Annotated in this window: 23 protein-coding genes; 5 read left to right on the top strand and 18 right to left on the bottom strand. The window is 72.6% G+C overall.

The window, feature by feature from the left end:
• The first annotated feature begins 17 nt into the window (after positions 1-17).
• A complete protein-coding gene (locus tag C7474_RS03320) occupies positions 18-863 on the top strand; it encodes an NAD-dependent epimerase/dehydratase family protein (RefSeq protein ID WP_121057510.1) in 846 nt (281 codons plus the stop codon).
• A gap of 238 nt (positions 864-1,101) precedes the next feature.
• Here the strand turns inward: C7474_RS03320 and C7474_RS03315 are convergent, their stop codons facing one another.
• The 3 genes from C7474_RS03315 to C7474_RS03305 all read right to left on the bottom strand — a co-directional run bounded on the left by C7474_RS03315 (position 1,102) and on the right by C7474_RS03305 (position 3,518).
• Positions 1,102-1,935, bottom strand: coding sequence for a sulfurtransferase (locus C7474_RS03315; RefSeq protein WP_121057509.1), 834 nt, complete (start codon positions 1,933-1,935; stop codon positions 1,102-1,104).
• Between the two features lie 108 nt (positions 1,936-2,043).
• The gene (locus C7474_RS03310; RefSeq protein WP_121057508.1) at positions 2,044-2,637 is read right to left on the bottom strand and encodes a hypothetical protein; all 594 of its coding nucleotides are present in this window, start codon (positions 2,635-2,637) and stop codon (positions 2,044-2,046) included.
• 281 nt (positions 2,638-2,918) lie between these two features.
• Entirely contained in the window at positions 2,919-3,518 is a 600-nt protein-coding gene (locus C7474_RS03305; RefSeq protein ID WP_121057507.1) for a PadR family transcriptional regulator, read from the bottom strand.
• Between the two features lie 104 nt (positions 3,519-3,622).
• On the opposite strand from C7474_RS03305, the gene C7474_RS03300 reads away from it, so the two are divergent.
• Positions 3,623-4,222: a DnaJ family domain-containing protein gene (locus C7474_RS03300; RefSeq protein ID WP_121057506.1), complete on the top strand. Its 600-nt coding sequence runs from the start codon at positions 3,623-3,625 to the stop codon at positions 4,220-4,222.
• Between the two features lie 6 nt (positions 4,223-4,228).
• Here the strand turns inward: C7474_RS03300 and C7474_RS03295 are convergent, their stop codons facing one another.
• From C7474_RS03295 to C7474_RS03240, 12 genes are all read right to left on the bottom strand, one after another.
• Positions 4,229-6,061, bottom strand: coding sequence for a glycoside hydrolase family 35 protein (locus C7474_RS03295; RefSeq protein WP_121057505.1), 1,833 nt, complete (start codon positions 6,059-6,061; stop codon positions 4,229-4,231).
• Positions 6,061-6,678 (bottom strand): bifunctional 4-hydroxy-2-oxoglutarate aldolase/2-dehydro-3-deoxy-phosphogluconate aldolase, encoded by a 618-nt coding sequence (locus C7474_RS03290; protein WP_241965078.1) that lies wholly within the window; start codon positions 6,676-6,678, stop codon positions 6,061-6,063. Before C7474_RS03290 ends, C7474_RS03295 begins: the two co-directional genes overlap by 1 nt.
• Positions 6,675-7,592 carry a sugar kinase gene (locus tag C7474_RS03285; protein ID WP_241965077.1) on the bottom strand — a complete coding sequence of 306 codons (918 nt, stop codon included), beginning with the start codon at positions 7,590-7,592 and terminating at the stop codon, positions 6,675-6,677. Before C7474_RS03285 ends, C7474_RS03290 begins: the two co-directional genes overlap by 4 nt.
• Positions 7,589-8,434, bottom strand: a complete 846-nt coding sequence (gene kduI, locus C7474_RS03280) for a 5-dehydro-4-deoxy-D-glucuronate isomerase (RefSeq protein WP_121057504.1) — start codon at positions 8,432-8,434, stop codon at positions 7,589-7,591. The genes C7474_RS03285 and kduI overlap by 4 nt, the downstream gene beginning before the upstream one ends.
• A gap of 79 nt (positions 8,435-8,513) precedes the next feature.
• On the bottom strand, positions 8,514-9,278 hold the full coding sequence (kduD, locus tag C7474_RS03275) for a 2-dehydro-3-deoxy-D-gluconate 5-dehydrogenase KduD (protein ID WP_121057503.1): 765 nt from the start codon (positions 9,276-9,278) through the stop codon (positions 8,514-8,516).
• Positions 9,275-10,147 carry a fumarylacetoacetate hydrolase family protein gene (locus C7474_RS03270; RefSeq protein WP_121057502.1) on the bottom strand — a complete coding sequence of 291 codons (873 nt, stop codon included), beginning with the start codon at positions 10,145-10,147 and terminating at the stop codon, positions 9,275-9,277. Before C7474_RS03270 ends, kduD begins: the two co-directional genes overlap by 4 nt.
• Positions 10,144-11,343, bottom strand: coding sequence for a glycoside hydrolase family 88 protein (locus C7474_RS03265; protein WP_121057501.1), 1,200 nt, complete (start codon positions 11,341-11,343; stop codon positions 10,144-10,146). Before C7474_RS03265 ends, C7474_RS03270 begins: the two co-directional genes overlap by 4 nt.
• 25 nt (positions 11,344-11,368) lie before the next feature.
• Positions 11,369-12,040, bottom strand: a complete 672-nt coding sequence (locus C7474_RS03260; protein WP_121057500.1) for a DUF624 domain-containing protein — start codon at positions 12,038-12,040, stop codon at positions 11,369-11,371.
• 2 nt (positions 12,041-12,042) lie between these two features.
• Positions 12,043-12,960, bottom strand: a complete 918-nt coding sequence (locus C7474_RS03255) for a carbohydrate ABC transporter permease (protein ID WP_158597295.1) — start codon at positions 12,958-12,960, stop codon at positions 12,043-12,045.
• On the bottom strand, positions 12,960-13,883 hold the full coding sequence (locus tag C7474_RS03250) for a carbohydrate ABC transporter permease (RefSeq protein WP_121057499.1): 924 nt from the start codon (positions 13,881-13,883) through the stop codon (positions 12,960-12,962). Before C7474_RS03250 ends, C7474_RS03255 begins: the two co-directional genes overlap by 1 nt.
• 90 nt (positions 13,884-13,973) lie before the next feature.
• Complete coding sequence (locus C7474_RS03245) at positions 13,974-15,254, bottom strand: ABC transporter substrate-binding protein (RefSeq protein ID WP_121057498.1); 1,281 nt, start codon at positions 15,252-15,254, stop codon at positions 13,974-13,976.
• Positions 15,255-15,306: 52 nt separating this feature from the next.
• On the bottom strand, positions 15,307-17,280 hold the full coding sequence (locus tag C7474_RS03240) for a DUF2264 domain-containing protein (protein ID WP_241965076.1): 1,974 nt from the start codon (positions 17,278-17,280) through the stop codon (positions 15,307-15,309).
• A 171-nt stretch (positions 17,281-17,451) separates the two neighbouring features.
• Between C7474_RS03240 and C7474_RS03235 the strand changes: the two genes are divergently transcribed.
• The 3 genes from C7474_RS03235 to C7474_RS03225 are packed head-to-tail and all read left to right on the top strand — an operon-like array spanning position 17,452 to position 22,108.
• Positions 17,452-19,395, top strand: coding sequence for a heparinase II/III domain-containing protein (locus C7474_RS03235; RefSeq protein ID WP_121057497.1), 1,944 nt, complete (start codon positions 17,452-17,454; stop codon positions 19,393-19,395).
• Entirely contained in the window at positions 19,392-20,495 is a 1,104-nt protein-coding gene (locus C7474_RS03230) for a substrate-binding domain-containing protein (protein WP_121057496.1), read from the top strand. The genes C7474_RS03235 and C7474_RS03230 overlap by 4 nt, the downstream gene beginning before the upstream one ends.
• Complete coding sequence (locus tag C7474_RS03225; protein ID WP_121057495.1) at positions 20,492-22,108, top strand: acyltransferase; 1,617 nt, start codon at positions 20,492-20,494, stop codon at positions 22,106-22,108. The genes C7474_RS03230 and C7474_RS03225 overlap by 4 nt, the downstream gene beginning before the upstream one ends.
• Positions 22,109-22,231: 123 nt before the next feature.
• Here the strand turns inward: C7474_RS03225 and C7474_RS03220 are convergent, their stop codons facing one another.
• The 3 genes from C7474_RS03220 to C7474_RS03210 all read right to left on the bottom strand — a co-directional run bounded on the left by C7474_RS03220 (position 22,232) and on the right by C7474_RS03210 (position 25,492).
• Positions 22,232-23,203: a Gfo/Idh/MocA family protein gene (locus C7474_RS03220; protein ID WP_121057494.1), complete on the bottom strand. Its 972-nt coding sequence runs from the start codon at positions 23,201-23,203 to the stop codon at positions 22,232-22,234.
• 160 nt (positions 23,204-23,363) lie between these two features.
• On the bottom strand, positions 23,364-24,515 hold the full coding sequence (locus tag C7474_RS03215) for a cystathionine gamma-synthase (protein ID WP_121057493.1): 1,152 nt from the start codon (positions 24,513-24,515) through the stop codon (positions 23,364-23,366).
• Positions 24,512-25,492 (bottom strand): PLP-dependent cysteine synthase family protein, encoded by a 981-nt coding sequence (locus tag C7474_RS03210; RefSeq protein ID WP_121057492.1) that lies wholly within the window; start codon positions 25,490-25,492, stop codon positions 24,512-24,514. The genes C7474_RS03215 and C7474_RS03210 overlap by 4 nt, the downstream gene beginning before the upstream one ends.
• Positions 25,493-25,654: the final 162 nt, after the last annotated feature.

The following is a 25,654-nucleotide window of genomic DNA, read 5'->3' as shown; positions in this document are numbered from 1 at the left end:
CGTGGCACAGTGGGGGCATGCGCATCGCCGTCACAGGATCCTCCGGCAAGCTCGGCACCGTCGTCGTCCGCGAGCTCGCCGCCGCGGGCCACGAGGTCATCGGCCTCGACGTCGCGGGAGCCCGGGGCGCGGGCTTCGTGCAGACCGACCTCACCGACTACGGCCAGGTCGTCGACGCGCTCACCGCCGTGCAGGACCGGCACGACGGGTTCGACGCCCTCGTCCATCTCGCCGCGGTCCCGGCGCCCGGCATCCGCCCCGACGTCGCGGTCTTCCACCACAACATCGCGGCGACCTTCAACGTCTTCTGGGCGGCGGTCCGGCTCGGCATCACGAAGATCGTCTACGCCTCGAGCGAAACCGTGCAGGGTCTCCCGTTCGACGTGCCGCCGCCGTACATCCCGGTCGACGAGGCCTACCCGGCTCGCCCCGAGTCGGTGTACTCCCTCGTGAAGCACCTCGAGGAGACGATGGCCGTCGAGCTCGTGCGCTGGCACCCCGAGACCTCGATCACGGCGCTGCGCTTCTCGAACGTCATGTGGCCGGAAGACTACGCCGCCTTCCCGTCCTTCGACGCCGACGCACGCCAGCGCAAGTGGAACCTCTGGTCGTACATCGACGCCCGCGACGGCGCGCAGGCGGTGCTGCGCGCGCTCGAGACGGCGCCGGCGGGCTTCGATCACTTCCTCATCGCGGCGGCCGACACGGTCATGTCACGGCCGAACGCCGAGCTCGTCGCCGAGGTGTTCCCGGACGTCGAGGTGCGCGGCGAGCTCGGCATCCACGACTCGCTGTTCTCGACCGAGAAGGCGCGTCGCGTGCTCGGCTACGAGCCGCAGCATTCCTGGCGCGACGAGGTCTGAGCCGGGGGCGCGGCCCTGTGGTTCGCCAGTCGCTTGTGGCGGGCTGCGGGTGCTGGAGGCCGCCGTTTGTGGCTGTTGAGCGCGCGGGGGCTCACCAGTCAGGTGTGGCGACCTCCGGCATCCGCGGGTCGCCGTTTGTGACTGGCGAGCGCGAGGGGCGTGCGGAGCGGCGCTCACCAGTCAGGTGTGGCGGCATCCCGGGACCGGAGGTCGCCGTTCGTGACCGGCGAGCGCGAGACTAGGGGGTCGGACCCGTAGCGACGGGGCGGGCGGGGTGGTTCGACCACTGGCTCCACGAGCCGGGGTACAGCGCGGCGTCGATGCCGGCCAGGCGCAGCGCGAACACGGTGTGGGCGGCCGTCACCCCCGAGCCGCAGTAGGCGCCGACCTCGGCATCCGCCGCGAGCGCGAACCGCTCGCGCAGAGCGTCGGGCGCGAGGAACCGACCCGCGTCGTCGAGGGTCGCCGTCGTCGGCACGTTGACGGCGCCCGGGATGTGCCCGGCGCGCGGGTCGATCGGCTCCGTCTCGCCGCGGTAGCGCTCCCCCGCCCGCGCGTCGATCAGCACCCCGGATGCCGGCAGCGCCGCCGCCTCGTCGATCGTGAGCTGCGGCATCCGACCGGAGGCGAGCGAGACACCGCCGCGGGCGGGCTGCGCGTCGCCGGTCTCGAGCGGGAGCCCCGCGGCACGCCACGCGGCCAACCCACCGTCGAGGATGCGCACGTCGGCGATCCCGGCATCCACGAGCAGCCACCACGCCCGCGCCGCAGCGCGCGAACCCCAGTCGTCGTAGACGACGACCGTGTCGCCGTCGTCGAGTCCCCAGCGGCGGGCTGCGGCCTGCAGGTCGGCCGTCGCGGGGAGCGGATGCCGACCCTCGGTCGGCGCACCGTGGGAGGCGAGCTCGCCATCGAGGTCGACGTACACCGCGCCGGGGAGATGCCCGGACTCATAGGCGGGGCGGCCGTCGGGCTCCGCGATGTTCCAGCGCACGTCGAGGAGGCGCACGCGATGCCGCGCCCCGAGCAGGTCGGCGAGCGCGTGCGGTGTGATCAGATCGGAACTGGGCATCTCCCGAGGCTACGCCGCCAGCATCCGGGAGCCGTCGCCCGGGCGCACACAACGGCGGCGCCGAGGCCGAAGCCCCGACGCCGCCGCGTGGGCGAGGATGACCGGAGGTCAGTCGCCCAGGATGCCGTCGACGAGGTCGTCGACGTCGCTCGACACGTCACCCACGAGGTCTCCCACCTCGGTGCCGATGTCGCTCGTCAGGTCGCCCACCTCGGCGCCGACGTCGCCGACACCGACCTCGGTGCCGTTGCCGACGTCGTTGCCCGAGCCGATCGGGGCCTCGACGCTGGTGTCGTTGCCCGAGCCGATGGGGGCCGACGCGTCGTTGCCGGAGCCGACCGGGATCTCGTTGCCCGAGCCGATCGGGCCGGAGAGGATGTCGCGCGTCGAGACGTCGCCGCGCAGCGGACCCTCGACGAGGCTGCTGCCGTTGCCGACGTTGGTGTCGCCGCCGGTGATGTCACCGCCGGTCACGTCGCCGCCCTGGGCGTCGACGAGGTCCTGGACCCACAACTGGAAGTCGCCAAGGGTGGCGTCGGCGTCGGTCCACGGGGCGATCTCGCTCATCGCGCTGGTGGCGGTCTGGGTGGTGGTGTGGTCGCCGTCATCGGCCATCGCCGGCAGGGCGAAGCCCGCCGAGAGGGCGACGGCGCCGAGGCCCGCCGTGCCGAGGACCGCTGCTCGCTTCAGGTTGGTACGCATGTGTGACTTCCTTCCGTGGGCGTTTGCCGCACACCAGGGGTCCGGAGCGGGCGGCGGAGCGGATGGGTCGCGGATGCCGGATCGCCCCTAATCCGGCAGGTTCCGGCATCCGTGATCCCCGCCCTCATGCGGATCGCGGCGGCTTGCTGGGAGTCGGCTGAGAGGGCCGATCCGGAGGCGTGCGTGTTCACAACTCCGGAGAATCCGTGCGCGCGGCGGGCCCGAGCGCGGTTGCGACCTGCGCCGCTGCCGATCCTCCGGAGTTGCGAACGGACCGGGGCTCAGACCGCTGCCGGCTGGGCGGCGGGACGGCCGCGCTTGGGGCGCTCGGTGGACAGTTCGAGGGCGAGGGCGTGCTGCGGATGCTGCGCGAGGCGCTGTTCGGTGTGGTCGAGCCAGCGCACCTCGGCCTCGGCCGCGAAGATCATCGAGTCCACGACGAGCGACCAGGCCAGTTCCTCAGGGCCGTCGGGGTTCGCGCCGGCGTACTTCGTCCGGTTGAGTTCCTGCAGTTGGCGCAGCGACGCGGTGCGCTGCGCCTGGATGACCTCGCCGACGTCGACCCCGGGAAGCGTCGCCGCCACGGCGAGCTTGATGGCGAGCTCGTCGCGCGTGCCGCCGCTGCGCTCCACGGGCGAGGCGAGCCAGGCCGCCACCTCGGCGGAGCCGGCATCCGTGATCTCCCAGTAGACGTGACCCTGCGCGTCGACGTCACCCTTCGCGACGAGGCCGTCGCGCTCGAGACGGTCGAGCGTGTTGTAGATCTGTCCGACGTTCAGCGGCCAGGTCGACCCGGTGCGGCGGTCGAACTCGGCGCGCAGCTGATACCCGTAGCAGGGGCCCTGGTCGAGGATCGCCAGCAGGCTCTGTCGCACCGACATCCGGGCTCCTCCCCGCGGCGCGAGATGCATACCGCGTATGTGTATTTCGAGTATATGCATACCGGGAAAGTATCCAGTTCCGCGGCGCGACGTATCGTGGAGGAATGGCCGACGACCGGGATGCCGCGGCGCGCGACGCGCGGCTCGATGCGCTGCGGTACCGGGCCGTGCGCGCGGCCCGGGATGCGGGCGAGCCCGCCGCCGAGGACGAGGAGCCCGAACTGCGGCAGTCGGCGACGCCCACCGCACACGAACGCGCGCTGTACGTCGAGACCGCGATTCAGCAGGCGATCCGTCGCGGCGAGTTCGACGACCTCCCCGGATCGGGCAAGCCGATCGAGGGACTCGGCACCCATCACGACCCCGACTGGTGGATCCGCCGCAAGATCCAGACCGAACAGCTCACGGGGCTCGGACCTCCCGCCCTGATGCTGCGCACCGAGCACGCGGAGTTCGCCGAGCGCGTCGACGCCCTGGTGTCCGAAACCGCCGTGCGCGAGTACGTCGACGACTTCAACCACCGCGTGATCGAGGCGCGGCGGCAGCTGCTGGGCGGGCCCCCCGTGGTCACGCCGACGCGCGATGCGGAGGTCGAGGTCGCGGCGTGGCGCGAGCGGCGGGATGCGGCTGCGGCGCGCGCCGCGGCGGATGCGGATGCTGCGGCGGGCAGTGCGGTGCGGCGTCGGTGGTGGCGGCGGGGCTGAGCCGGGTCACTCCTCGGTGGGGCCGAGGGCGGGGGCGGAGACGAAGCGGGCGACGGGGGTGGCGGCATCGGCGAGTTCGACGACGACCACGGAGTTCTCAGCGACACGCGTGACGGGCGCGGGCACGTAGAGCGTGCGCTGCGGTCCGGTGCGGTCGTAGCGGCCGAGGAAGAAGCCGTTCACGAACGCGAACCCCGACCCCCAGTCCGACGTGTCGAGGAACAGGTCGGATGCCGCATCCAGCGCGAACGTCCCGCGCAGCGCCGCGCGCCCGACGGCGCCCGACGCGGGGGCGGCGAGCGCCCACGCGGCGACGTGCTCGACGTCGATCGGCGTGACGGTCCAGTCGGCGAGCTCCACGCCGTCGAGCAGCACCGGCCCGATCAGGCCCTTGGGCTCGCCGAGCCGGTGGTCGTAGTTGACGCGGCCACGCTCCTCGACCAGCAGCGACAGGCGGGAACCGCCCGGGATCGGCAGCGACCGCTCGCCGTGGGTGCGCGACAGCGCCCCGACGGCCACCCCGTCGACCTCGATCCACGCGCGGTCGCGCACCTCCCCGACCTGCAGCCGGTGACGCCTCGCTTCCGACGACGGGAGGGAGGTCTCGTAGCGGACCAGGGCGCTCACGTGCCCGAGGTCGTCGAAGCTCGGCGGCACAGCGAAGCCCGACGGCACAGCGAAGCTCGGCGGCACAGCGAAGCCCGACGGCACAGCGAAGCCCGACGGCACGGCGAAGCCCGACGGCACGGCGCAGCCCGACGCAGCGACCCCGACCGCATCGATCCAGTCGCCGACGCCCTCGAGCGGCACGTCGAACGCGGGCGCGGGCGCGGCGGCATCCGGCACCTCGTCGGGCACGTCGGCATAGCGGGAGATCACGTCGCGGAACGCCCAGAACTTGTCGGTCGGGTTGCCCGCCTCATCGAGCGGGGCGCCGTAGTCGTACGACGTCGTGATCGGCAGGTAGCGGCCCTTGTGGTTCGCCCCGCTCGTGAGCCCGAAGTTCGTGCCGCCGTGCACCATGTAGAAGTTGACCGACGCCCCGGCTGCCAGCAGCGCCTCGAGCTCGCGCGCCGAGTCGGCGGCGGGGGTCGTGTGGTGCACGCCGCCCCACCAGTCGAACCAGCCGTCCCAGAACTCCGCGCACATGAGCGGCCCCGTGGGCTGGTGTTCGCGCAGGGTCGCGAGGCGCTCGTCGGCGCGGGATCCGAACGAGCCGGTCAGGTGCAGGCCGGGCAGCGATCCGTCCCGCAGCATCTGCGGCGTGGGCTGGTCGATCGTGGTCAGCGGCACCGTGATGCCGGCGGCGCGGGTGACGCGCACGAGCTCGGCGAGGTACTCCTTGTCGGAGCCGTACGCGCCGTACTCGTTCTCGATCTGCACGAGCACGACGTTGCCGCCGTGGTCGATCTGGCGGGGCGCGACGATCTCGTACACGCGCCGCAGGTAGGTCGTCAGCTCGGCGAGGTAGACCGGTTCGGAGCGGCGCAGCCCGATGCCGGGCAGCGCGGTGAGCCAGGCGGGCAGTCCGCCGTTCGTCCACTCCGCGCAGATGTAGGGCCCGGGGCGCACGATGGCGTGCATCCCCTCGGCCGCGACGAGGTCGAGGAAGGCGCCGAGATCGTTGCCGCCGGTGGCGTCCCACTCCCCCCGCACCGGCTCGTGCGCGTTCCAGGCGACGTACGTCTCGATCGTGTTGAGTCCCATGAGCCGCGCCTTGCGGATGCGGTCGGCCCACTGCCCGGGGTGCACGCGGAAGTAGTGCAGCGCCCCCGAGAGGATGCGGTGCGGGCGGCCGTCGAGAAGGAAGTCGGCCTCGCCGATCTCGAACGAGCCCATCAGGCGCGGCGGGCGGCGAGCAGGTCGGCGAGCTGCGAGAGCTGGGTCTCGTCCTCGAGGGCGGAGCCCACGGCGACGACCCGCACGCCGGCATCGAGGAAGGCGCCGGCGTTGCCGGCATCCATCCCGCCGGTCGCGATGAAGCGGACCTGCGGGAACGGGCCGCGGATGTGGCGGAACCAGTCCGCGCCGAGCCACTGCGCCGGGAAGGCCTTCAGCCACGTGAGGCCGAGGGAGACCGCCTGCTGCACCTCCGACGGCGTCGCGACGCCGGGGAGGATCGGGATGCCGGCGGCCTGCGCCGCGCGCACGACCTCGGGGTCGAGGCCCGGGGAGACCAGATAGCCGGCGCCGGCGTCGACGGCGACGGCGACCTGCTCGGGGGCGATGATCGTGCCGGCCCCGACGACGGCGCCGCGCTCGCGACCGAGCCGGGCGACCTCGCGCAGGGCGTCGACGTCGGCATCCGACTGGATCGTGACCTCGACGGAGTCGAGTCCGAGCTCCCACGCGGTGCTCGCCACGCGCACGGCGCGCTCGACGCCGGCGCTGCGCAGGATCGCCATGAGCGGGGCGCCCGCGAAGGTCTGCTCGAAGAACGGCGCGGTGTCTGTCACGGGAGGGGCTCGCTTTCGGGGAGGGGGTGCGGGATGTCGGCGTCGGGCACGTCGCCGGTGGTCTGCAGGGTGAGGGCGGCGCGCGCGTGGCCGGCCGCGAGGCGGGCGTCGGCGGGGGCGCCGGAGAGGCGGGCGGCGAGGTAGCCGCCCGCGAAGGCGTCGCCGGCGCCGACCGGTTCGACGACGTCGACGACGACCGACGCGACGAAGGTCTCGGTGCCCGCTTCGAACACCGTCGCGCCGATCTCGCCGTCCTTGACGACGAGTTCGGCCACCTCCGGAAGCAGCGCCCGCACGTCGGCGGCGGTCGCCGTGCCCCACAGCGTCTCGGCCTCGTCGCGGCCGACGAACACGATGTCGGCGCGGCGCGCGAGGCCCTGCAGCACGGGGGCGGCGGCCTCGGCGGGCCACAGCGCCGCGCGGTGGTTGACGTCGAAGCTCACCGGGATCCCGGCCTCGCGTGCGCGATCGACGAGGCGGTCGAGGAAGGCGGGGGCGGTGTCGCCGAGGGCCGCCGTGATGCCGGAGACGTGGACGATCGCGACCCCGTCGAGATCGACGGCATCCGCGTCGGCGGCGTCGAGGTGCGCGGCGGCCGAGCCGTCGCGGTAGTAGTGCACACCGCGGCCCGGGTTCTTGACGTAGAGGCCGGTGCGATGCTGCGGGTCGAAGACGACGGCCGACAGGTCGATGCCGCGTGCGGCGAGCTGTGCGGCGACGCGGTGGCCGAGCGGATCGTCGCCGAGCCGACTCACCCAGCGCGCGGGGTGCCCGAGCGCCGCGACGTGCCCGGCGACGTTCGATTCGGCACCGCCCGCGTCGACGCGGAACGCGGCGGCATCCGGGACCGCCTCCGCCGTCAGCGGGGCGACCATCGCCATGGTCTCGCCGGCGGCGAGGAGGATGCCGCTCACTTCAGGTTCGTGATGGGGGCCGCGTCCATGTCATCGAAGGTCTGGTTCTCGCCCGCCATCGCCCACACGAACGAGTATGCCGCAGTGCCGACGCCCGAGTGCAGCGACCAGCTCGGCGAGATGATCGCCTGACGGTCGGCCACGATCAGGTGGCGGGTCTCTTCGCGCTCGCCCATGAGGTGCACGACGCGCGCGTCCTCGGGCACATCGAAGTACAGGTAGCACTCGGTGCGGCGGTCATGGGTGTGGGCAGGCATGGTGTTCCACATCGACCCGGGGTGCAGCTGGGTGACACCCATCACGATCTGGCAGCTCTTCACGCCGTTCTCGTGGATGTACTGGTTGAGGGTGCGGCGGTTGCTCGTGAGCTGGTCGCCGAGCTCGCGCACCGTGCCCTCGCCGGGGCGCACGAGCACCGTCGGGTAGGAGGTGTGGGCGGGGGCCGAGAACAGGTAGAACTGCGCACCCGCCGAGCCCTGTGCGTCGGCGAACGAGATGGCCTCGACGCCGCGACCCAGGTAGAGGCACGCGCCCTTCTCGAGCTCGAAGCTCTCGCCGTCGGCGGCCACGATCCCGGTGTCGCCGACGTTGACGACGCCGAGCTCACGGTGCTCGAGGAAGTACTCGCTGCGGATCTCGGGGTACCCGCCGAGGTGCAGGATCTCGCCCGCCGGCACGGCGCCGCCGAGCACGACGCGGTCGTGGTGCGTGTAGGTCAGCCGGATCTCGCCCGGGACGAAGACGTCGTCGATGAGGTAGGTGTCGCGCAGTTCGGCGGTGGTCATGCCGGGGATCTGCGCGGGGTTGGTCGCGTAGCGCTGCGGGATGTGGTTCTCGGTCATCGGGAGCTCCTTCGTGGGGATCGGGAGAGGTCGTGCGGGATCGGATGCGGGCGCGACGACGGGCGCCGCGCGGTCGGAGTCAGCGGATGAGCCAGCCGCCGTCGACGGGCAGGATCGTGCCGGTGACGTAGGCGGCGGCATCCGAGGCGAGGAAGACGAACGCTCCCTGCAGGTCGCCGGGGGTGCCCCAGCGCCCCGCGGGGATGCGCGAGAGGATCGACGCGGCGCGGTCCTCGTCGGCGCGCAGCGGCGCGGTGTTGTCGGTGGCCATGTAGCCGGGGGCGACGGCGTTGACGGTCACGCCGGAGGACGCCCACTCGTTCGCGAACGCCTTCGTCAGGCCCGCGACGGCGTGCTTGGAGGCGGTGTAGCCGGGCACGAGGATGCCGCCCTGGAACGACAGCATCGAGGCGACGTTGATGATGCGCCCCGACCCCTGCGCGAGCATGTGGCGCCCGGCGGCCTGCGAGAGGTGGAAGACCGAGTCGAGGTTGACGGCGAGCACCTCCTCCCAGTCGGCGACCGGGTGCTCGGCGGCGGGGGCGCGGCGGATGGTGCCGGCGTTGTTGACGAGGATGTCGATGCGCCCGAAGGTGGCGACGGCCTCGTCGATCGCGCCCGACAGGGCGAGGTGGTCGGCCTCGGCGAAGTCGCGGGTGAGGGTGTGCACGCGCCGCCCGGTGTCGCGGACGAGCCGGGCGGTCTCGGAGGCGTCGCCGCGGTCGATGAGCACGATGTCGGCGCCGGCTTCGGCGAGCGCGAGCGCCGCGCCCCGGCCGAGGCCGCGGCTGGAGCCGGTGACGACGGCGACGCGGCCGTCGAGGCGGAAGGAGTCGAGGATCATGCGGAGGGCTCCGTCGGGTCGGGGGCGGTGAAGGTGGTGGTGAGCTCGCCGATGCCGGAGATGCGCACCGTGACGGCGTCGCCGGGGGCGAGCGGCCGATGCGACTCCTGCGCGGCGGGGAGCTTCTGCGGCGTGCCGGTCGAGACGATGTCGCCCGGTTCGAGGGTCATCACCTGGCTGAGGTGGTGGATGACGAAGGCGACCGGGAAGATCGTCGTCGCGGTCGACTGCGAGGCGGTGACGACGCCGTCGCGCACGACCTCGACGAGCACGTCCTGCGGGTCGGGGGCCTCGTCGGCCGTGACGATCCACGGGCCGAGCGGCGCGAACCCGTCGGAGCACTTGCCCAGCGCCCACTGGCTCTGCCGGCGCTGCCAGGCGCGGTCGGAGACGTCGTTGAGGATCGTGTACCCGGCAACGTGCTCGAGCGCCCGATCGATCGGCACCGCGTGGGCGCGCCGGCCGATGACGACGGCGAGCTCCCCCTCGTAGTCGACGTCGGACGCGGCGGCCGGGATGACGACGGGGTCGTGCGGCCCCCCGATGGTGTTGGGCGTCTTCACGAACACGTCGGGCGAGTCCGGGTCGTCGGCGGTGGGGTCCACCCCGTCCGGCACGTGCCCCCGGTAGTTGTAGCCGAGGCACAGCAGCTTGCCGGGGCGTACCGGCGCGTCGAGATCGAGGTCGTCGAGCGCCGAGTCGGCCGCCGACACCGTGACGGCGTCCGCCGCGGCGCGGGCAGCCTCGCCGGTGAGGATGTCGACGACGGAGGCCGCGGCTTCCGGGAACCCGACGCGCAGCACGCCGTCGACCTCGCCGACGACACCGGGCCGGGGCCCCGCGTCCGTGCGGACCGTGACGAGTCTCACCAGTACCGCTTCCAGTCCGAGTGGGCGACGCGCATGAGGGCCTCGAGGTAGAAGTAGTCGCCCCAGAGCGTGCCCTCGTCGACGCCGATCGACTTCGGGTAGTCGTAGACGGAGTGCAGGATGACGGCATCCGCCGCCTCCGGCGAGACCGGCGTGTAGTGCGCGACGAGCGAGGCGAGGATCTCGTGGGCCGCGGCACGCCAGGCGGCGGCACGGTCGGCATCCGTCTCGACCTCGGCGAGCTCGAGCAGACCGCACACCGCGATCGCCCCCGACGAGCTGTCGCGCGGCTCGCCGCTGCCGTCGCCGTAGACCATGTCCCAATAGGGCACCTTGTCTTCGGGCAGCAGCGACAGGAAGCGCACGGCGCAGCGCCGCGACGCCTCGAGCAGCTGCGGGTCGCCGGTCGCCCTGTGGTTGAGCGCGAACCCGTAGATCCCCCAGGCCTGGCCGCGGGCCCAGCACGAGTCGTCGGCCGCACCCTGGGCGGTCGACCCCCGCAGCGGCTCGCCGGTGACGGCGTCCCAGAAGAAGGTGTGGAAGGTGGTGTCGTCGGCGCGGAGGATGTTCTCGCGCAGCTGGGTCGTGTGGCGGCGCACCGCGTCGGCGAAGCGCGGGTCGCCGGTCTGCTCCCCCGCCCACGTCAGCAGCGGCATGTTCATGAGGCTGTCGATGATGGTGCGCCCGCGCTGCTCGGGGTCTGCCAGGTCGCCCCAGGCCTGCACGATGCCGGCCGGCTCGAGGAAGCGGCGCATGAGGTGGTCGGCGGCCTCCAGAGCGGCGGCCCGGGCGTCGTCGTCGCCGAGCAGGCGCGCGGGCGCGACGGAGGCGAGCGTGTAGAGGAACCCGAGGTCGTGCGTGTCGAGGTCCTCCTCGGCGCGCACCCGGCGCGCGAAGTCGGCGGCGTATGCGAGGCCGGCGTCACGGAAGTACTCGTCGCCGGTGATCTCCCACGCGATCCATGTCATGCCCGCCCAGAAGCTCGTCGTCCAGCCGCGGTTCGCGCCCGCCGCGAAGGCGCCCGCCGCGGGGCGGAGCGGGTAGCGGTCGGAGTGCGTCGTGTCGTCGGGGAAGGTGGTCGAACCGAAGCGGTCGATGTTGCGACGCAGGATCGCGAGGGCGGCGGTGATCGCCGGCGTGATCGCACCCTCGAGGTCGGTCTCGGTCGTCGCCCCGGAGGGCTGGGTCGAGGTCATGGCGGGGAGGTCCTAACGGAGGGTTTCAGGCGGCGACGGCGTCGGGGATGCCGAGCACCGGGCGCAGGAGGTAGCGGGAGTTGGCCCACGCGACGTACAGCGCGGGCGCGGCGGTGAGGCCCAGCGCGAACGCGGGCGACTGGGTGAACAGCGCGATCTGCATCGCGACGACCGCCAGGGAGACCAGCGAGAAGTGCCAGCGCCGCACCGACAGGTACAGGCTCGCCCGCAGGATGTCGCGCAGGCGCGCATCCGGCACCTCGGCGAGCGCGACGAGGGCGACGAGAGCCGCGGCGACCGTGAGCACCGTGAGCAGGAGCAGCACGGGCACGACGGCGACCGACAGGGCGGTGTCGGCGAGCATCCGCACGTCGACGAGCAGCACGACCAGCAGCGCCGTCCCGATCGCGCCGATCGCGAGCGCCGGGCGCAGCATCCGTCGCCATGCGGCGAAGTACGTGCGCACGACCGACATCTCCCCCTCGACGTGGGCGCGGAAGGTCGCGAACGCGGCGGCCAGCGCGGGACCGGCCAGCGGCGCGGACAGCGCGAGGAACGGCCACGACGTGGTCGGGTCGGTCGTGATCAGCAGCACCACGAGGGGCAGGTTCACGACGACGGCGAGCAGGTTCGTCATGAGCCCGAGGTAGAGCACGCCGAGGATCGACGCCCAGGTGGAGTGGGTGACGCGCTTCATCGTCAGCCCTTCATCCCGCTCGTCGCGATGCCCTCGACGAAGTACTTCTGCCCCAGCAGGAAGATGATCGCGATGGGGACGACCGAGATCGTCAGGCCCGCGAACAGCAGCGCGTAGTTCGTGTCGTAGAGGTTGCTGACGAACGACTTCAGACCCAGCTGGATCGTCCACAGGTCGGGGTTGCGCAGGTAGATGAGCGGTCCCAGGTAGTCGTTCCAGGTGCTGACGAAGGTCAGCAGCGTGAGGCTCGCGATCGCGGGGATCGACAGCGGGATCATGATCCGGCGCCAGATGCCGTACTCGCTGAGCCCGTCCAGGCGCGCCGCCTCGGACAGCTCCTCGGGGATGGTCTCGTAGTACTGCTTCATGAGGAACACGCCGAACGCACCGAAGGCCTGGATGAGGATGATCGCCCAGAGGGTGTTGGAGACCTTCGCGTTGGAGAGCAGGATGAACTGCGGGATCATGTACGACTGCCACGGCACGGCGATCGTGCCGATGTAGGCGAGGAACAGGATGTCGCGGCCGGGGAAGCGGATGCGGGCGAAGCCGTAGGCCGCGAACGAGCCCGTGAGCACCTGCAGGAATGTGACGACGACCGCGAGGAACAGCGTGTTGCGGATCCAGACGAGCATGTTCGACTCGGTCCAGATGTCGACGTAGTTCTGCCAGACGAAGACCTCGGGGAACCAGCTGATCGGCACCGAGAAGACCTCGTTCGAGGACTTCAGCGAGCTCATCACCATCCAGAAGAACGGCAGCAGCAGCGCCGCGGCGGCGACGATGAGCACGACGTAGAGCACGATGCGGCCGATGCGCTGCGCGGGGGTGCGCACCGGCTTCTCCGGCCGTCCGGTGGGCTGGACGGCCATCTCGCGCAGGGCGCGGCGGTCGTCGGCGGGGACGAGAAGCTCGGTCATCAGACACTCCTCCGCTTGTTCCAGAAGAACTGGATGATGGTCACGACGATGCACAGGAAGAAGAGGGCGACGGCGGCGGCCGACGCGTAGCCGAACTGGCTCTCCTCGAAGCCCTTGCGGTAGATGAACTGCGAGATGACGAGGGTCGACTGGCCAGGCCCGCCGTCGGTCATCACGAGGATGAGGTCGAAGATCTTGAACGAGTTGATCGTCAGCATCACGGTGACGAAGAACATCGTCGGGCGCAGGCACGGGATGGTGACGTTGCGGAACCGCTGCCAGGCGTCGGCGCCGTCGACGCGGGCCGCCTCGTAGAGCTCGCGGGGCACGGTCTGCAGGCCGGCGAGGAACAGGATCATGTAGTAGCCCATGTCGCGCCACGTCGAGACGATGACGACGGCGGGCATCGCCCACTCGTTCGAGGTGAGCCAGCCGGGCGGGTTCGCGATGCCGATGGCGCGCAGGATCTGGTTGATCGGACCGTAGTCGGGGCTGAACAGCAGGTTCCAGACGACGGCGATCGCGACGATCGAGGTGATGTAGGGGAAGAAGGCGGCGGTGCGGAAGAACGCGACGCCGCGCAGCTTGTTGTTCAGCAGCAGCGCGAGGCCGAGCGAGGCGACGATCGTCAGCGGGATGTGCAGGGCCGCGTAGTAGATCGTGTTCCAGAACGAGACCTGGAAGCTGCCGTCGGCGAGCAGGCGCTGGAAGTTCGTGATGCCGATGAAGTCGGCCTTGCCGAAGACGTTCCAGTTCGTCAGCGACATGTAGAACAGCGTCACGACGGGAACGAGGGTCAGCACGGCGAAGCCGACGAAGTTCGGCAGGATGAAGCTCCACCCCAGCAGCGTGTTGCGCAGCGTGAGCTTCGAGCGTCGGCGCTTCTCGGTCGGGGCGGGCCGCGACGCGGTGGCGGTGGTCATGGGGTCTCCCAGGGGACGGGCGTGGAGAGGGGTGCGGCCGGCGCGGGCGCGCCGCGCCGGCCGCAGGTGTCGACGTCAGCCGACGGTGGGTCAGCCGACCTCGCTCGCGAAGCGGGCCTCGGCGTCCTTGATCGCGGTGTCGACCGGGGTCGAGCCGGACATGATCGCGGTGTGCAGGTCGTTGAGGATGCCCTGGACGGTCGCGGTCTTGTTCGAGGTCGGGTTCTCCGGGTGCACCTCGGCGGTCGACCAGGCGAACTTCGACAGGTCGTCGGACGGGGCACCCTCGACGGCGAAGTACGCGTCAGTGGTGTCCTCGTCGGAGTAGGCCGGGGTGATGCCGATGGCGGCCAGCGCGGCGGCGGCGTCGGCGGAGGCGGCGAACGCGAGGAAGTCCTTCGCGGCCTGCACCTTGGCCTCGTCGATGCCGGCGTTGATCGACAGACCGGTCGGGTCGCCGAAGGTCACCGGGGTGTTGTCGGTGCCGGTGGTCGACGCGTCGAGCTGCGGGATCGGCGCGATGCCCCACTCGAAGTCGTCGGCCTCGCCCGAAGCCTGCTGCGAGATGAGCGTGGCGACGTACCACGTGCCCATCGGCATCATCGCGGCGGACTGCTTGCCGAACTCGCCCTGATAGGTGAGCTGGTTGGCGGCGGAGGTGTTGTAGTCGATCTGCGCGCCCTCGTCCTGCAGCTTCAGGACGCGGTCGTAGTAGCCCTTGAGGTAGCCGTAGTCGCCCTCGAGGATGTCGGCATCCTCCTGCGCGTTGGCGAAGCCCTGCACGGTCGACTGCCAGCGGTGCTGGTAGGCGCCCTTGGCGGTGCCGGCGGCGCTCAGCGCGACGGCGGCCTCGTCGTAGTCGTCCCACGTCCAGGTGCCGTCGGGGTAGTCGACGCCGGCGGAGTCGAACAGGGCCTTGTTGTAGAAGAGCACCCAGCGGTCCTGGCGGTACGGTACGCCGTAGGCGGTGCCGTCGACCTCGTACGAGGAGGCGCCGCCGATGCCCTCGGGCAGCTCGACGTCGGAGACGTCCATGAGCTGGCCGCCCTCCTGGAAGGTCGTGACGAACTTCACTTCCTTCTGCGTGATGATGTCGGGGCCGACGCCGGCGGCGAGGTCGGCGGTGAGCAGCGTGTTGTACTCGGCGGCGTCGTACTCCTTGAGCTCGACGGTGACGTCGGGGTTCTGCTCGTGGAACGCGTCGGCGAGCACCTGGAACTCGGGCGTCGTGGACAGGCTCCAGCCCGAGAGGGAGAGGGTGACCGGGCCCGACGAGGCGGCGGGCTCGGACGCGCCGCCGCCGCTGCAGGCGGCGAGGGCGAGGGATGCCACGACGGCGAGGCCGCCGGCGGCTGCGAACTTGCGGTTCATGTGATCGGGTGCTCCTTTGCGTGTGCTGTCGGTCCCTGCAGTGGGTCCTCGGCTACCGGCCCGCCCCCATGGCGGTCCGGGGGTCGGTGAGGCTCGTGACGGTGCGGATGCCGTCCGGCCAGGTGATGGTCGCCGCATCGCCCTCGAGCGCGACGGTCGGCGGCGCGACGGGGGCGTCGCCGGTGAGGGCGAGCGCGGTGACGACGGGGGTGCCGACGGCGACGGGGAAGGTCGCGATCGGCACGAGGGAGGCCGCGCCGAGCGGGCTGGCGTCGGAGCGCTCGGCGAGCGCGACGGTTCCGCCGGGGGTGAGCGCGTGCAACACCGCGGTGACCGCACCCGAGGCGGCGGTCGCGGCATCCGCCCGCAGGTCGCCGGCGACCTCGTCGCCGCTGACGGCCCAGCCGCCGATGCGCAGCGCGACGGGGGCGGCGCCGGGTTCGAGTGCGTCGACGGTCGCGATGCGCACTTCCCACGCGCCGCGCACGAGCGAATGCGTCGTGACCTCGCCGGCGACGGTGACCTCGCCGGTGATGCCGGAGCCGTGACGCACCTGCACGGCGGCGGGAGTGATCCAGTGCGCGCGGGCGGTGGAGGAGGCGACGCCGATCGCGGCGTCGCCGTCACCCTCGACGCGGACGCTCCGGAGCGTCATCGCGGCGCGGTGGGTGCCGCGGCCGTCGGCGTGGACGAGCGCGACGGACTGCTCGAGCGGCTCGGCCCAGCCGTCCCCGTTCAGCAGCGGCGCCGCGGCGGTCGCGTAGCCGATGCGCGCGTAGAGGGGCGAGTCGCCGACGAGGGTGCCCTCGGCGGCGTGGTCGGTGCCGTGGTTGTAGACGCGCACGATCCCGTCGCCGGCGGTGCCCGAGACGACCCAGCCGGCGGGCGCGACGACGCGCAGGTCGTCGGCCCGCTGCGCGGGAAGGGGGACGGCGGGTGCGGTCCACACCGGGTGGTCTGCCGGCAGCGCGATGCCCAGCATCCCCTTCACGGCCCAGTAGGGGGAGCCGGTGCCGGAGTAGTTCTGGGCGAGGCGGCGCCACGGACCGTGCCAGCCGAGGGTGAGCAGGTCGTCGTCGTCGTCGGGGGCGCCGTGCGAGGCGAAGTGGTCGACGATCGCCGAGGCGGCGACCCGCAGCTGCCCGAGCGGCACCGACGGGACGCCCGCGATCGCGCCCACCCAGAACGGGGCGGCGGCGGCGAAGCGGTAGACGAGGCTGCGGCCCTGGATGAGGGGGGAGCCGTCGGCCCCGACGAGGGTGATCGCGTCCTGCAGGAAGCGGTCGAGTCCGGCGATGTCGGCGGCGGTGCGGCCACCGGCGAGGTCGTCGGCGCCCTGCATCCGCGACCACAGCACGGGGTACAGGTGCAGCGCCCAGCCGACGTAGTGGTCGAACGAGCGCTCGTCGCCGTCGGAGAGCCAGCCGTCGCCGCGGGCGAACGAGTCGTGCCGGGCGAGGTCGGCGGCGATGTCCTGCGCCGACCAGGGACCCCCGACCGAGCGCAGGAAGGTCTGCACGACGATGCGGAACCAGACCCAGTTCGTCTGCGGGTAGGTCTCGTCGCCGACGACGGGGGCGAAGTAGTCGATGACGCGCTGCTGCGTGAGCGCGTCGAGGCGGTCCCAGATCCACGGGCGGGTCATGTCGAGGATGAGCGCGAGCGAGGCCGCCTCGACCTTCGCCTGCGCGTGCTCGTCCATCCGCACCCAGCGGTTCGAGTTCTCGGGGTCGACGCCGGCGGCGATGCCGCGCGAGTAGTCGGAGATGAGCCCGTCGACGCCCTCGCCGCGGGCTCCGGCGATGCGGAACCCGGCGAGCAGGAACGTACGGGCGAAACCCTCGAGGCCGTCCACGTCGCGGCCGTAGCCGCCGGACGCACCGGGAGGGGTGATGCGGGCGAAGTCGTCGGAGGCCCAGACGCGTGCGCCGGCGAGCAGTCGATCCGCGTGCGCCAGCCACTGGTCGCGTGTCCAGTCGCGCACGAGCGTCTCGCTCGGCGCCGCTGCGGACATCTGGTCGGCCACGGCTTCTCCCTTGAAGTGCTGTCGTCCGGGTACGTTCCCGAACACTTTGGGAGATTAGCAATCCAAATCGTTCACGACAAGTGCTTGTTTGAATTATTGTGATCGTTTATGATCGCTTGCAGAAGGGTGGTCGTCTCTCGATCATCTCTCGAAGACGAGGAGAGGACCGCCATGGACGGCGAGACCGGGTCGCGTGAACCGCAACCGTCGTCGGCGCCGTCGACGTTCCGCGGGCCGCTGGCAGCAGTGCTCCCCGATGACTGGACCGACCTGCTCGCGGCACCCGACGCGTCACTCCCCCTGTCGCCGGCGACCAACCGCGACGTCTGGGACCACGTCGACGCCGGCGTGCGGCGGGCGATCACCGCCACCGCTCTGGCGGAGCAGCGCACCCCGTGGCCGCAGCCGCTGGCGAGCCAGGCCGCGCGCGTGCACCGCGACGGCGACCGCGTCGCCTGGGAGGATCCCGCCTTCGCGCGCCATCAGCGCATCACCCGCGCGGCGGTCATGGCCGCCACGACCGGCGCGGCGGAATGGATCGACGCGGTCGCCGACGGGATCGTGCTCGTGTGTGAGCAGTCCTCGTGGTGCTGGCCCGCGCACGACGACACGTTCGAACGCCACGGTGCGGTGCTCGCGACCGTCACCGACCCCTACCTCGACCTGGGCGCCGGCGAGGCGGTGGCCCAGCTCGCCTGGATCGACCAGCTCCTCGGCGCCGCTCTCGACGACCGCTACCCCGGCCTGCGCACCCGCATCCGCGTCGAGGCCCGCCGGCGGGTGTTCACGCCGTTCACCGCACGCCGCGACTGGCACTGGATCGGCCTGGACGGCGACGTGCACAACTGGAACCCGTGGATCCACGGCAACGTGCTGGTCGCGGCGCTGCGCCTGCTCGACGCCCCGACCGAGCGCGATGAGCGTGCGCACATCGCCGCGCTCGCCGTGGAGGGGCTGGACCGCTACGTCGCCGCCCTGCCGTCCGACGGGGCGATCGACGAGGGCTACGAGTACTGGTGGAACGGCGCGTGCCGGGCACTCGAGGCCATCGAGGTGCTGACCTTCGCGACGGGCGGGCGCGTCTCGCCGGTCGCGAAGGTGCCGGCGCTGCGGGCCACCGTGGCCTTCCCGCACCGGATGCACCTCGGCGGCGGCTGGTACCTCAACCTCGCCGATGGGCAGGCGCACCCGGTCGAGCCGAAGAACTGGCACGCCCTGTACCGGGCGGCGGTCATCGCCGACGACGATGACGCCCGCGCCCACGCCGTCGCACAGCGGCTCTCCGGTGCGCCGCTCGCGACCGAGCACGCCGGCGCCGGACGTCTGCTGCGGGCGATGAGCGACCCCCAGTGGCTGGACCCGGAGTGGCTCGCCGCCGAGCCGGCATCCGTCCCCCTGCCCGGCAGCGTGTGGCTGCCGTCGGTGCAGGTGCTGCTGGTCCGCGAGCACGCGGATACGGCCGCCGGCCTCACCGTCGCCGTCAAGGGCGGTCACAACGGCGAGCACCACAACCACAACGACGTCGGATCGATCGTCGTCGCGAGCGACGGCGTGCCGGTGATCGTCGACCCCGGCCGGCCCACGTACACGAAGCAGACGTTCGGGCCGCACCGCTACGACATCTGGACGATGCAGAGCCACTGGCACAGCGTGCCGCTGTGGGACGGCCGCCCCCAGTCCGCCGGCGCCGTGTTCTCGGCGCGCGACGTGCGCGTCGACCCGGATGCGGGGGAGCTCTCGCTCGACTTCGCGGCGGCGTACGAGGGCGGCGAGCACGCGACGCTCACCCGCGCGGTGCGGCTGGACCGTGCGGCGGGACGCGTGCAGCTCACCGACCGCGCGGATCGACCGCTCGTCGAGCGGTTCGTCGTCGCGGGCGACGTGCACCTGGACGGCGACGGCGCGCGGATCGTGCCGCTGGGCGGCGCGACGCCGCTGCGGCTGCGCTGGAGCCCCGGGCTGACCGCCCGCGTCGAGCACCGCGAGCTGGACGACCCCATGCTCACCTCGGTGTGGGGCGCGCGACTCGCCCGCATCGAGATCGACGTCGCTGCCGGCGACGCCTTCGACCTGACGGTAGAAAGAGACGAAGTGATCGCCGAGGACCACGCATGACCGACCAGAACCCGCCCGCCCTGCTGGGCGCGGAACGCCGCGCCCACGTGCTGGCCGCGCTCGCGCGCGACGGCGTCGTGCGCATCGCCCAGCTCGTCGACGACCTGGATGTCGCCCCCGTGACGCTGCGCCGCGACCTCGCCCAGATGGAGAAGGAGGGGCTGCTGCAGCGCGTGCACGGCGGGGCGGTGCCGCCCGAGGGCGGCGCGTCCCCCGCGGATGCCGGCGCCCCCGCCGCCGGTGAGGGCGCGATCGCGGTGCTCGTCCCGTCGCTGAACTACTACTGGCCGGGCGTCATCCGCGGTATGGAGGCCGAGGCGAACGCGCGCGGCTTCAAGATCCTGCTGCGCGGCGCCTCGTACGAGCTGCAGGACGAGCGTCCCGTGCTCGAGCGTCTCGTCGCCAGCGAGAAGCTCGGCGGCCTGATCGTCGCGCCCAACACCGACACCCCGCACGCGCAGGACGTCATCCAGTGGCTCGCGGGATCGCGCGTGCCGTTCGTGCTCGTCGAGCGCGACGCCGTGATCCTGCCCTCCGCCGAACCGGTCGAATCGGTCACGACCGACCACGCCCTCGGCGGCGCGCTGGCCGCCCGTCATCTCGCGCACCTCGGCCATCGCCGCGTCGGACTCGTGCTCTCGCGCAACTCCCCCACGTCGCGCAAGATCGCCGCCGGCTGGCACGCCGCGTGCACCGACCTCGGGCTGAGCCCCGCACGTCATCTCGAGCACGCGCTGCCCGACCGGTCGAGCCCGGACTTCTCGGCATCCGTCGACGCGGCCCTCGACTCCGTGCTCGACGCCGGCATCACCGCGCTGCTGGTGCACTCCGACCCCGAGGCGATGGCGGTCGTCGACCTCGCGCTCAACCGGGGCATCTCGGTGCCGCGCGACCTGTCGATCATCGCGTACGACGACGAGGTGGCGCAGCTGTTCACGCCCGCCCTCACCGCGATCAGCCCGCCGCGCAAGACCGTCGGTCACGCCGCCGTCGAACTGCTCGCGGGGCGCATCGCCCACCCCGACCGTGCCGCACGGCGGGTGCACCTGAGCCCGCGGCTCGTCATCCGCGAATCGACGGCCGCGCCGCGCGCGACATGACCGTCGACCCGTTCCAGCACTCGCCGTGGGACTTCTGGTCGCGCGCCGACGACGCTGCCCGCGGGAGGCAGCGCGCCGCGCAGCAGGAGCTGCTCGCGCAGCATCCGCAGTGGCGCTTCGGCGCGGACTGCTTCGTCTCGGACCTCGCCTCGGTGGATGCCGACGCCCTCGTCCTCGGCGACCGGAGTTACGTCGCCGCCGGCGCCTACGTCACCGGCGAGGTCGCGATCGGGCGCGACGTGAGCGTCAACCCGTACACGGTCGTGCGCGGCGACGTCGTCATCGGCGACGCGACGCGCATCGGCGCGCACACGTCGATCCTCGGCTTCAACCACACGATGAGCGACCCCGACCTCGAGGTGCGCAGCCAGCCGCTCGTCTCGCGCGGCATCCGCATCGGCGACGACGTATGGATCGGCTCGCACGTCGTCGTGCTCGACGGCGTCACGGTGGGCTCCCGCGCCGTTCTCGCCGCCGGCGCCGTCGTCACGAAGGACGTGCCGCCCGGCGCCGTCGTCGGCGGCAACCCGGCCCGCATCCTGAAGTGGCGGGTGCCCGCGCCGGCGCCCGTCGGGTCGCTGCGCGCGCGGCTCGCGGCGTTCGGCGACGTGGTGCGCGGTGACGCCGACGCGGTGCTCGAGCGCGCCTGGAGTGCGGCGGTGGGACTGTTCGCCGACCGGCCCGGTGCGGCGCCGACGGTGCGGGCGCAGTGCGATGCGGTCGAACTCGCCGACCTGCTGCAGGGCGGCGAGCCCGCCCGTCTGCCCGATGCGACGCGCCTGCTCGCGTCGTGGCAGGATCCTCGCACCGGTCGCGTCGGCGCGTTGGACGCCGCCGGCGACGTCGTCCCGCTCGCCGCGGACGACCCGGATGCCGCGTACCACGTGCTGTGCGTCGGCTACGCGCTCGACCTGCTCGGCGCGGGCTTCCCGCATCCGCTCCGCCTCGTCACCGACGGGTCCCCCGCCGAGCTGGTCGCGCGGCTCGACGCCCTGCCGTGGGACGGCGAGGCCTGGCACGCGGGCCACTGGACCGACGCGCTCGGCACCGCCCTGCGGTGGACGCGGGAACGCGGCGACGACGTGCCCGCCGGGTGGGCCGAGACCCTGTTCGGGTGGCTCGCGACACGCGCCGATCCGCGCACCGGGATGTGGGGCCGGTCGGCCCCCGGGGCGGGCGACCTGCAGCTGGTCAACGGGTTCTACCGCGCGAGCCGCGGCACGGTCGCGCAGTTCGGCATCCCGGTCGCGTATCCGCAGCGCGTCGTCGACACGGTGCTCGCGCATGCCCGCGACCCCCGCTGGTTCACCTCCGACCGTCTCGACGCGTGCAACGTGCTCGACGTCGCCCATCCGCTGTGGCTCACGCGCGACACGGGCCACCGCACCGAGGAGGTGCGGGCGCTCGCCAGGACCTTCCTCGACGGCGCGCTCGGCCGATGGCACCCCGGCGCCGGATTCGCGTTCCAGGTCGCGGGTGAGCCCGGACTGCAGGGCACCGAGATGTGGCTCGCGATCATCTGGTACCTCGCCGACCTGCTGGGCTGCGCCGACGCGCTGGGCTACCGGCCCCGCGGCGTGCACCGCCCCGAGCCCGCCGCCGCGCCGCGCTGACGCCCGGGGCGCAGCATCCGCGGCGCACGCACAGCTTCGGAGATCTGCAGTGCTTCGGATGCTGCGACGCGGATCCGTCCGAAGAACTGCAGATCTCCGACGAAACGCGCGGCAACGGCGGGGTCAGAGGGCGGCGCGCCAGTCCTCGAGGAGGCGGGCGATCGTGCGGGTCTGCGCCCACGGCATCTCGGGGGCTTCGGTGCGGCCGTCGCGGAGGGCCGCGATCGTGGCATCCGCCTCGGCCGCCATCGGGCTCACCGTGGTGGTGCGCAGCTCTTCGCGGGACCCGTCGGGGCGGATGAGGGTGGCCTCGGCCGTGGAGTCCACGCGGCTCCCCCACACGTTCGGGATGTCGAGGATCCCCGCCGTGCCGCGGATGACCGCGCGCCGCGGCGTCTCGGCGGTGATGGCGCAGCGGATGCGGGCGGTGATGCCGCCGAGGTCGAGTTCGGCGTCGGCCTGCTCGTCGACGGCGTCGACGACACCCTGGGCCGAGACGATCCGGGCACCGTCACGCCCCGCAGCGGCCGCGATGCCGACGGCGAGCGAGACCGGGTAGCAGCCGACGTCGAGGATCGCGCCTCCGGCCGTCTCGGGGTCGAACAGCCGGCCGGTGCGCTCGCCTGCGGCGAAGCCGAGGCTCGCCTCGATCTCGAGGATCTCGCCGAGTGCGCCGCCGGCGACGAGTTCGCGGAGCAGGTCCGGGAACGGGCCGAAGCGGTATTTGAAGGCCTCGACGACGGGAAGCCCGACGCGCGCCGCGTGCGCCAGCACGGCATCCGTGTCGGCAGGGGTCGTGGTCAGCGGCTTCTCGCACAGCACCGCCTTGCCCGCATCCAGGGCCGCGTGGGCGAGCTCGGCATGGCTGGTGTGCACGGTGCCGATGTAGACGGCGTCGACGTCGTCGCGCGCGAGGATCTCGTCGTAGGTGCCCGCGACGGGGGCGCCGTGCGCGTCGGCGAACGCCCGCGCCCGCGCGGCGTCGCGGCTGCCGACGGCGTGCAGCACGCCGCGCGTCGCATTCGGGAGGGCGGCGACGAAATCGCCCGAGATGCCGCCGGGACCCAGAACCGCCCATCGGGCCAGATCAGTCATGCCTCCACCGTATCCGGCCCGCCGTCGCCGCCGCGGGGCGCCGCCGCTGCCGTGCATCCGGGAGGAGATGTGCACTCAGGAGGTCTCCCGCGGCGCAGCGGCCCTCCCGAACGCAGATCTCCTCCCGGGCGCACGGGCCCGAGCGCACGGCGCGCGCGGCTCAGACGCGCAATGCCTGCTCGAGGTCCTCGAGCAGGTCCGCGGCGTCTTCGATGCCGACCGACAGCCGCACGATCTCGACCGGCACGGCCGCCTCGGTGCCGCGCACCGAGGCGTGGGTCATGGCGTCGGGATAGTTCACGAGCGACTCGACGCCGCCCAGCGACTCCGCCAGCTGGAAGACCCGCGTCGCCTCGGCGAAGCGCCGCGCGGCCTCCCCCGATTCGAGCGCGACCGCCACGATGCCGCCGAACGCCGACATCTGCCGCGCCGCCAGCTCGTGCCCGGGATGCGAGGCGAGCCCCGGGTAGTACACGCGGGCGACTCGCTCATGCCCCTCGAGGAATGCCGCGACGGATGCCGCATTCTCACTGTGCCGCTGCATGCGCACCGCGAGCGTCTTGATGCCGCGGGTCGTGAGCCACGCGTCGAGCGGACCCGACACCGCGCCGACGGCGTACTGCAGGAACCCGATCTTCTCGGCGAGGGCGTTCTCGTTGAGCACGAGCGCGCCGCCCACGACGTCGGAGTGCCCGCCGAGGTATTTGGTCGTGGAGTGCACGACGACGTCGGCGCCGAGGGCGAGCGGCTGCTGCAGGGCCGGGGTCGCGAACGTGTTGTCGACGACGACGAGCGCGCCCGCGGCGTGCCCGATTGCGGCGAGCCCGGCGATGTCGGTGATGCGCAGCAGCGGGTTGGACGGCGTCTCGACCCAGAGGATGCGGGGCGCGCGCTCGGCGACGGCGGCGCGGACGGCATCCGGATCGCTCATGTCGACGACCCGCAGCGAGACGCCCCACGGGCCCAGCACCCGCGCGAGCAGGCGGTGGGTGCCGCCATAGACGTCGTTGCCGAGCAGAACCTCGTCGCCCGGTGCGAGCACGGCACGCAGCAGCGTGTCCTCGGCGGCCAGGCCCGACGCGAACGAGAACGCGTGGGCTCCGCCCTCGATCGCGGCGAGCTGGGTCTGCAGCGCCGTGCGGGTCGGGTTGCCGCTGCGCCCGTACTCGTAGCCGCCCCGCAGCCCGCCGATGCCGTCCTGGGCATACGTCGTGGAGAAGTGCACGGGCGGGATGACGGCACCGGTCGTCGGGTCGAAATCCTGACCGGCGTGGACGGCGAGGCTCGCGAAGCGGGTGGCGGGGACGGTCATGCGGAGACTCCTGTCGAGGGGGTGAGGGGGATGCCGTGGGCGGTGAGCCACGTGTCGTCGTAGAGCTTGGAGAGGTAGCCGCGGCCGTGGTCGGGGAGGACGACCACGACGACGGCGTCGTCGGGAAGGGTGCGGGCGGTACGCAGCGCCGCGACGACCGCCATGCCGCTGGATCCGCCGACGAGCAGTCCCTCCTCGCGGGCGAGTCGGCGCGTCATGGCGAAGCTCTCGGCGTCAGACACCCGTTCGTAGCGGTCGACGACGGCGGGATCGAACGTGTCGGGGTAGAAGTCCTCGCCGACGCCCTCGACGAGGTAGCCGTGCAGCGGCCCGCCGGAGTAGATGGACCCTTCCGGGTCGGCCCCGACGACGACGACCTCGCCCGCGGACGCCTCCTTGAGGAAGCGCCCGGTGCCGCTGATCGTGCCGCCCGTGCCGATCCCGGCGACGAGGTGCGTGACACGCCCGTCGGTGTCGCGCCATACCTCGGGCCCGGTCGTCTCGTAGTGGCCACGCGGGCCGTTGAGGTTCGCGAACTGGTTCGGCTTGAACGCGCCCGGGATCTCGCGCGCGAGACGGTCGGAGACGCTGTAGTACGAGTCGGGGTGCTCGGGCGGCACGCTCGTGGGCGTGACGACGACCTCAGCCCCGTACGCGCGCAGCACGGCCATCTTCTCGCCGGCGAACTTGTCGGGCACGACGAAGACCATGCGGTAGCCGCGCTGCAGGGCGACCAGCGCGAGACCGACGCCGGTGTTGCCGCTGGTCGGCTCGACGATCGTGCCGCCCGGCTTCAGCAGGCCGTCACGCTCGGCGGCGTCGATGATGCCCCGGGCGATGCGGTCCTTGGCGGAGCCGCCCGGGTTGAAGTACTCGACCTTGGCGAGCACGGTGGCGCGGATGCCGTCCGTGACGGCGTTCAGACGGACGAGCGGGGTGTTGCCGACGAGGTCGGCGATGTGCGACGCGTAGCGCATGAGGGGTCCTGAGGGTGTGGCCGTGCGCGCAGAGGCACGGCGGATCTGTCGGGTCGTCGAAGGAGTGCCGGAGCACTCAGCGACAACAGCGACAGGTCAGGAACACCCCGCCACCGTACCCCGCGCCTCCCGCATCCGTCCCTGTGTGACGAAAGCGGGCGT

Origin of the sequence: Microbacterium telephonicum (assembly GCF_003651225.1) — a bacterium.
Taxonomy (GTDB): domain Bacteria; phylum Actinomycetota; class Actinomycetes; order Actinomycetales; family Microbacteriaceae; genus Microbacterium; species Microbacterium telephonicum.
The sequence above is the reverse complement of the archived record's forward strand: the minus strand, read 5'-3'. Positions and strand labels throughout refer to the sequence as shown.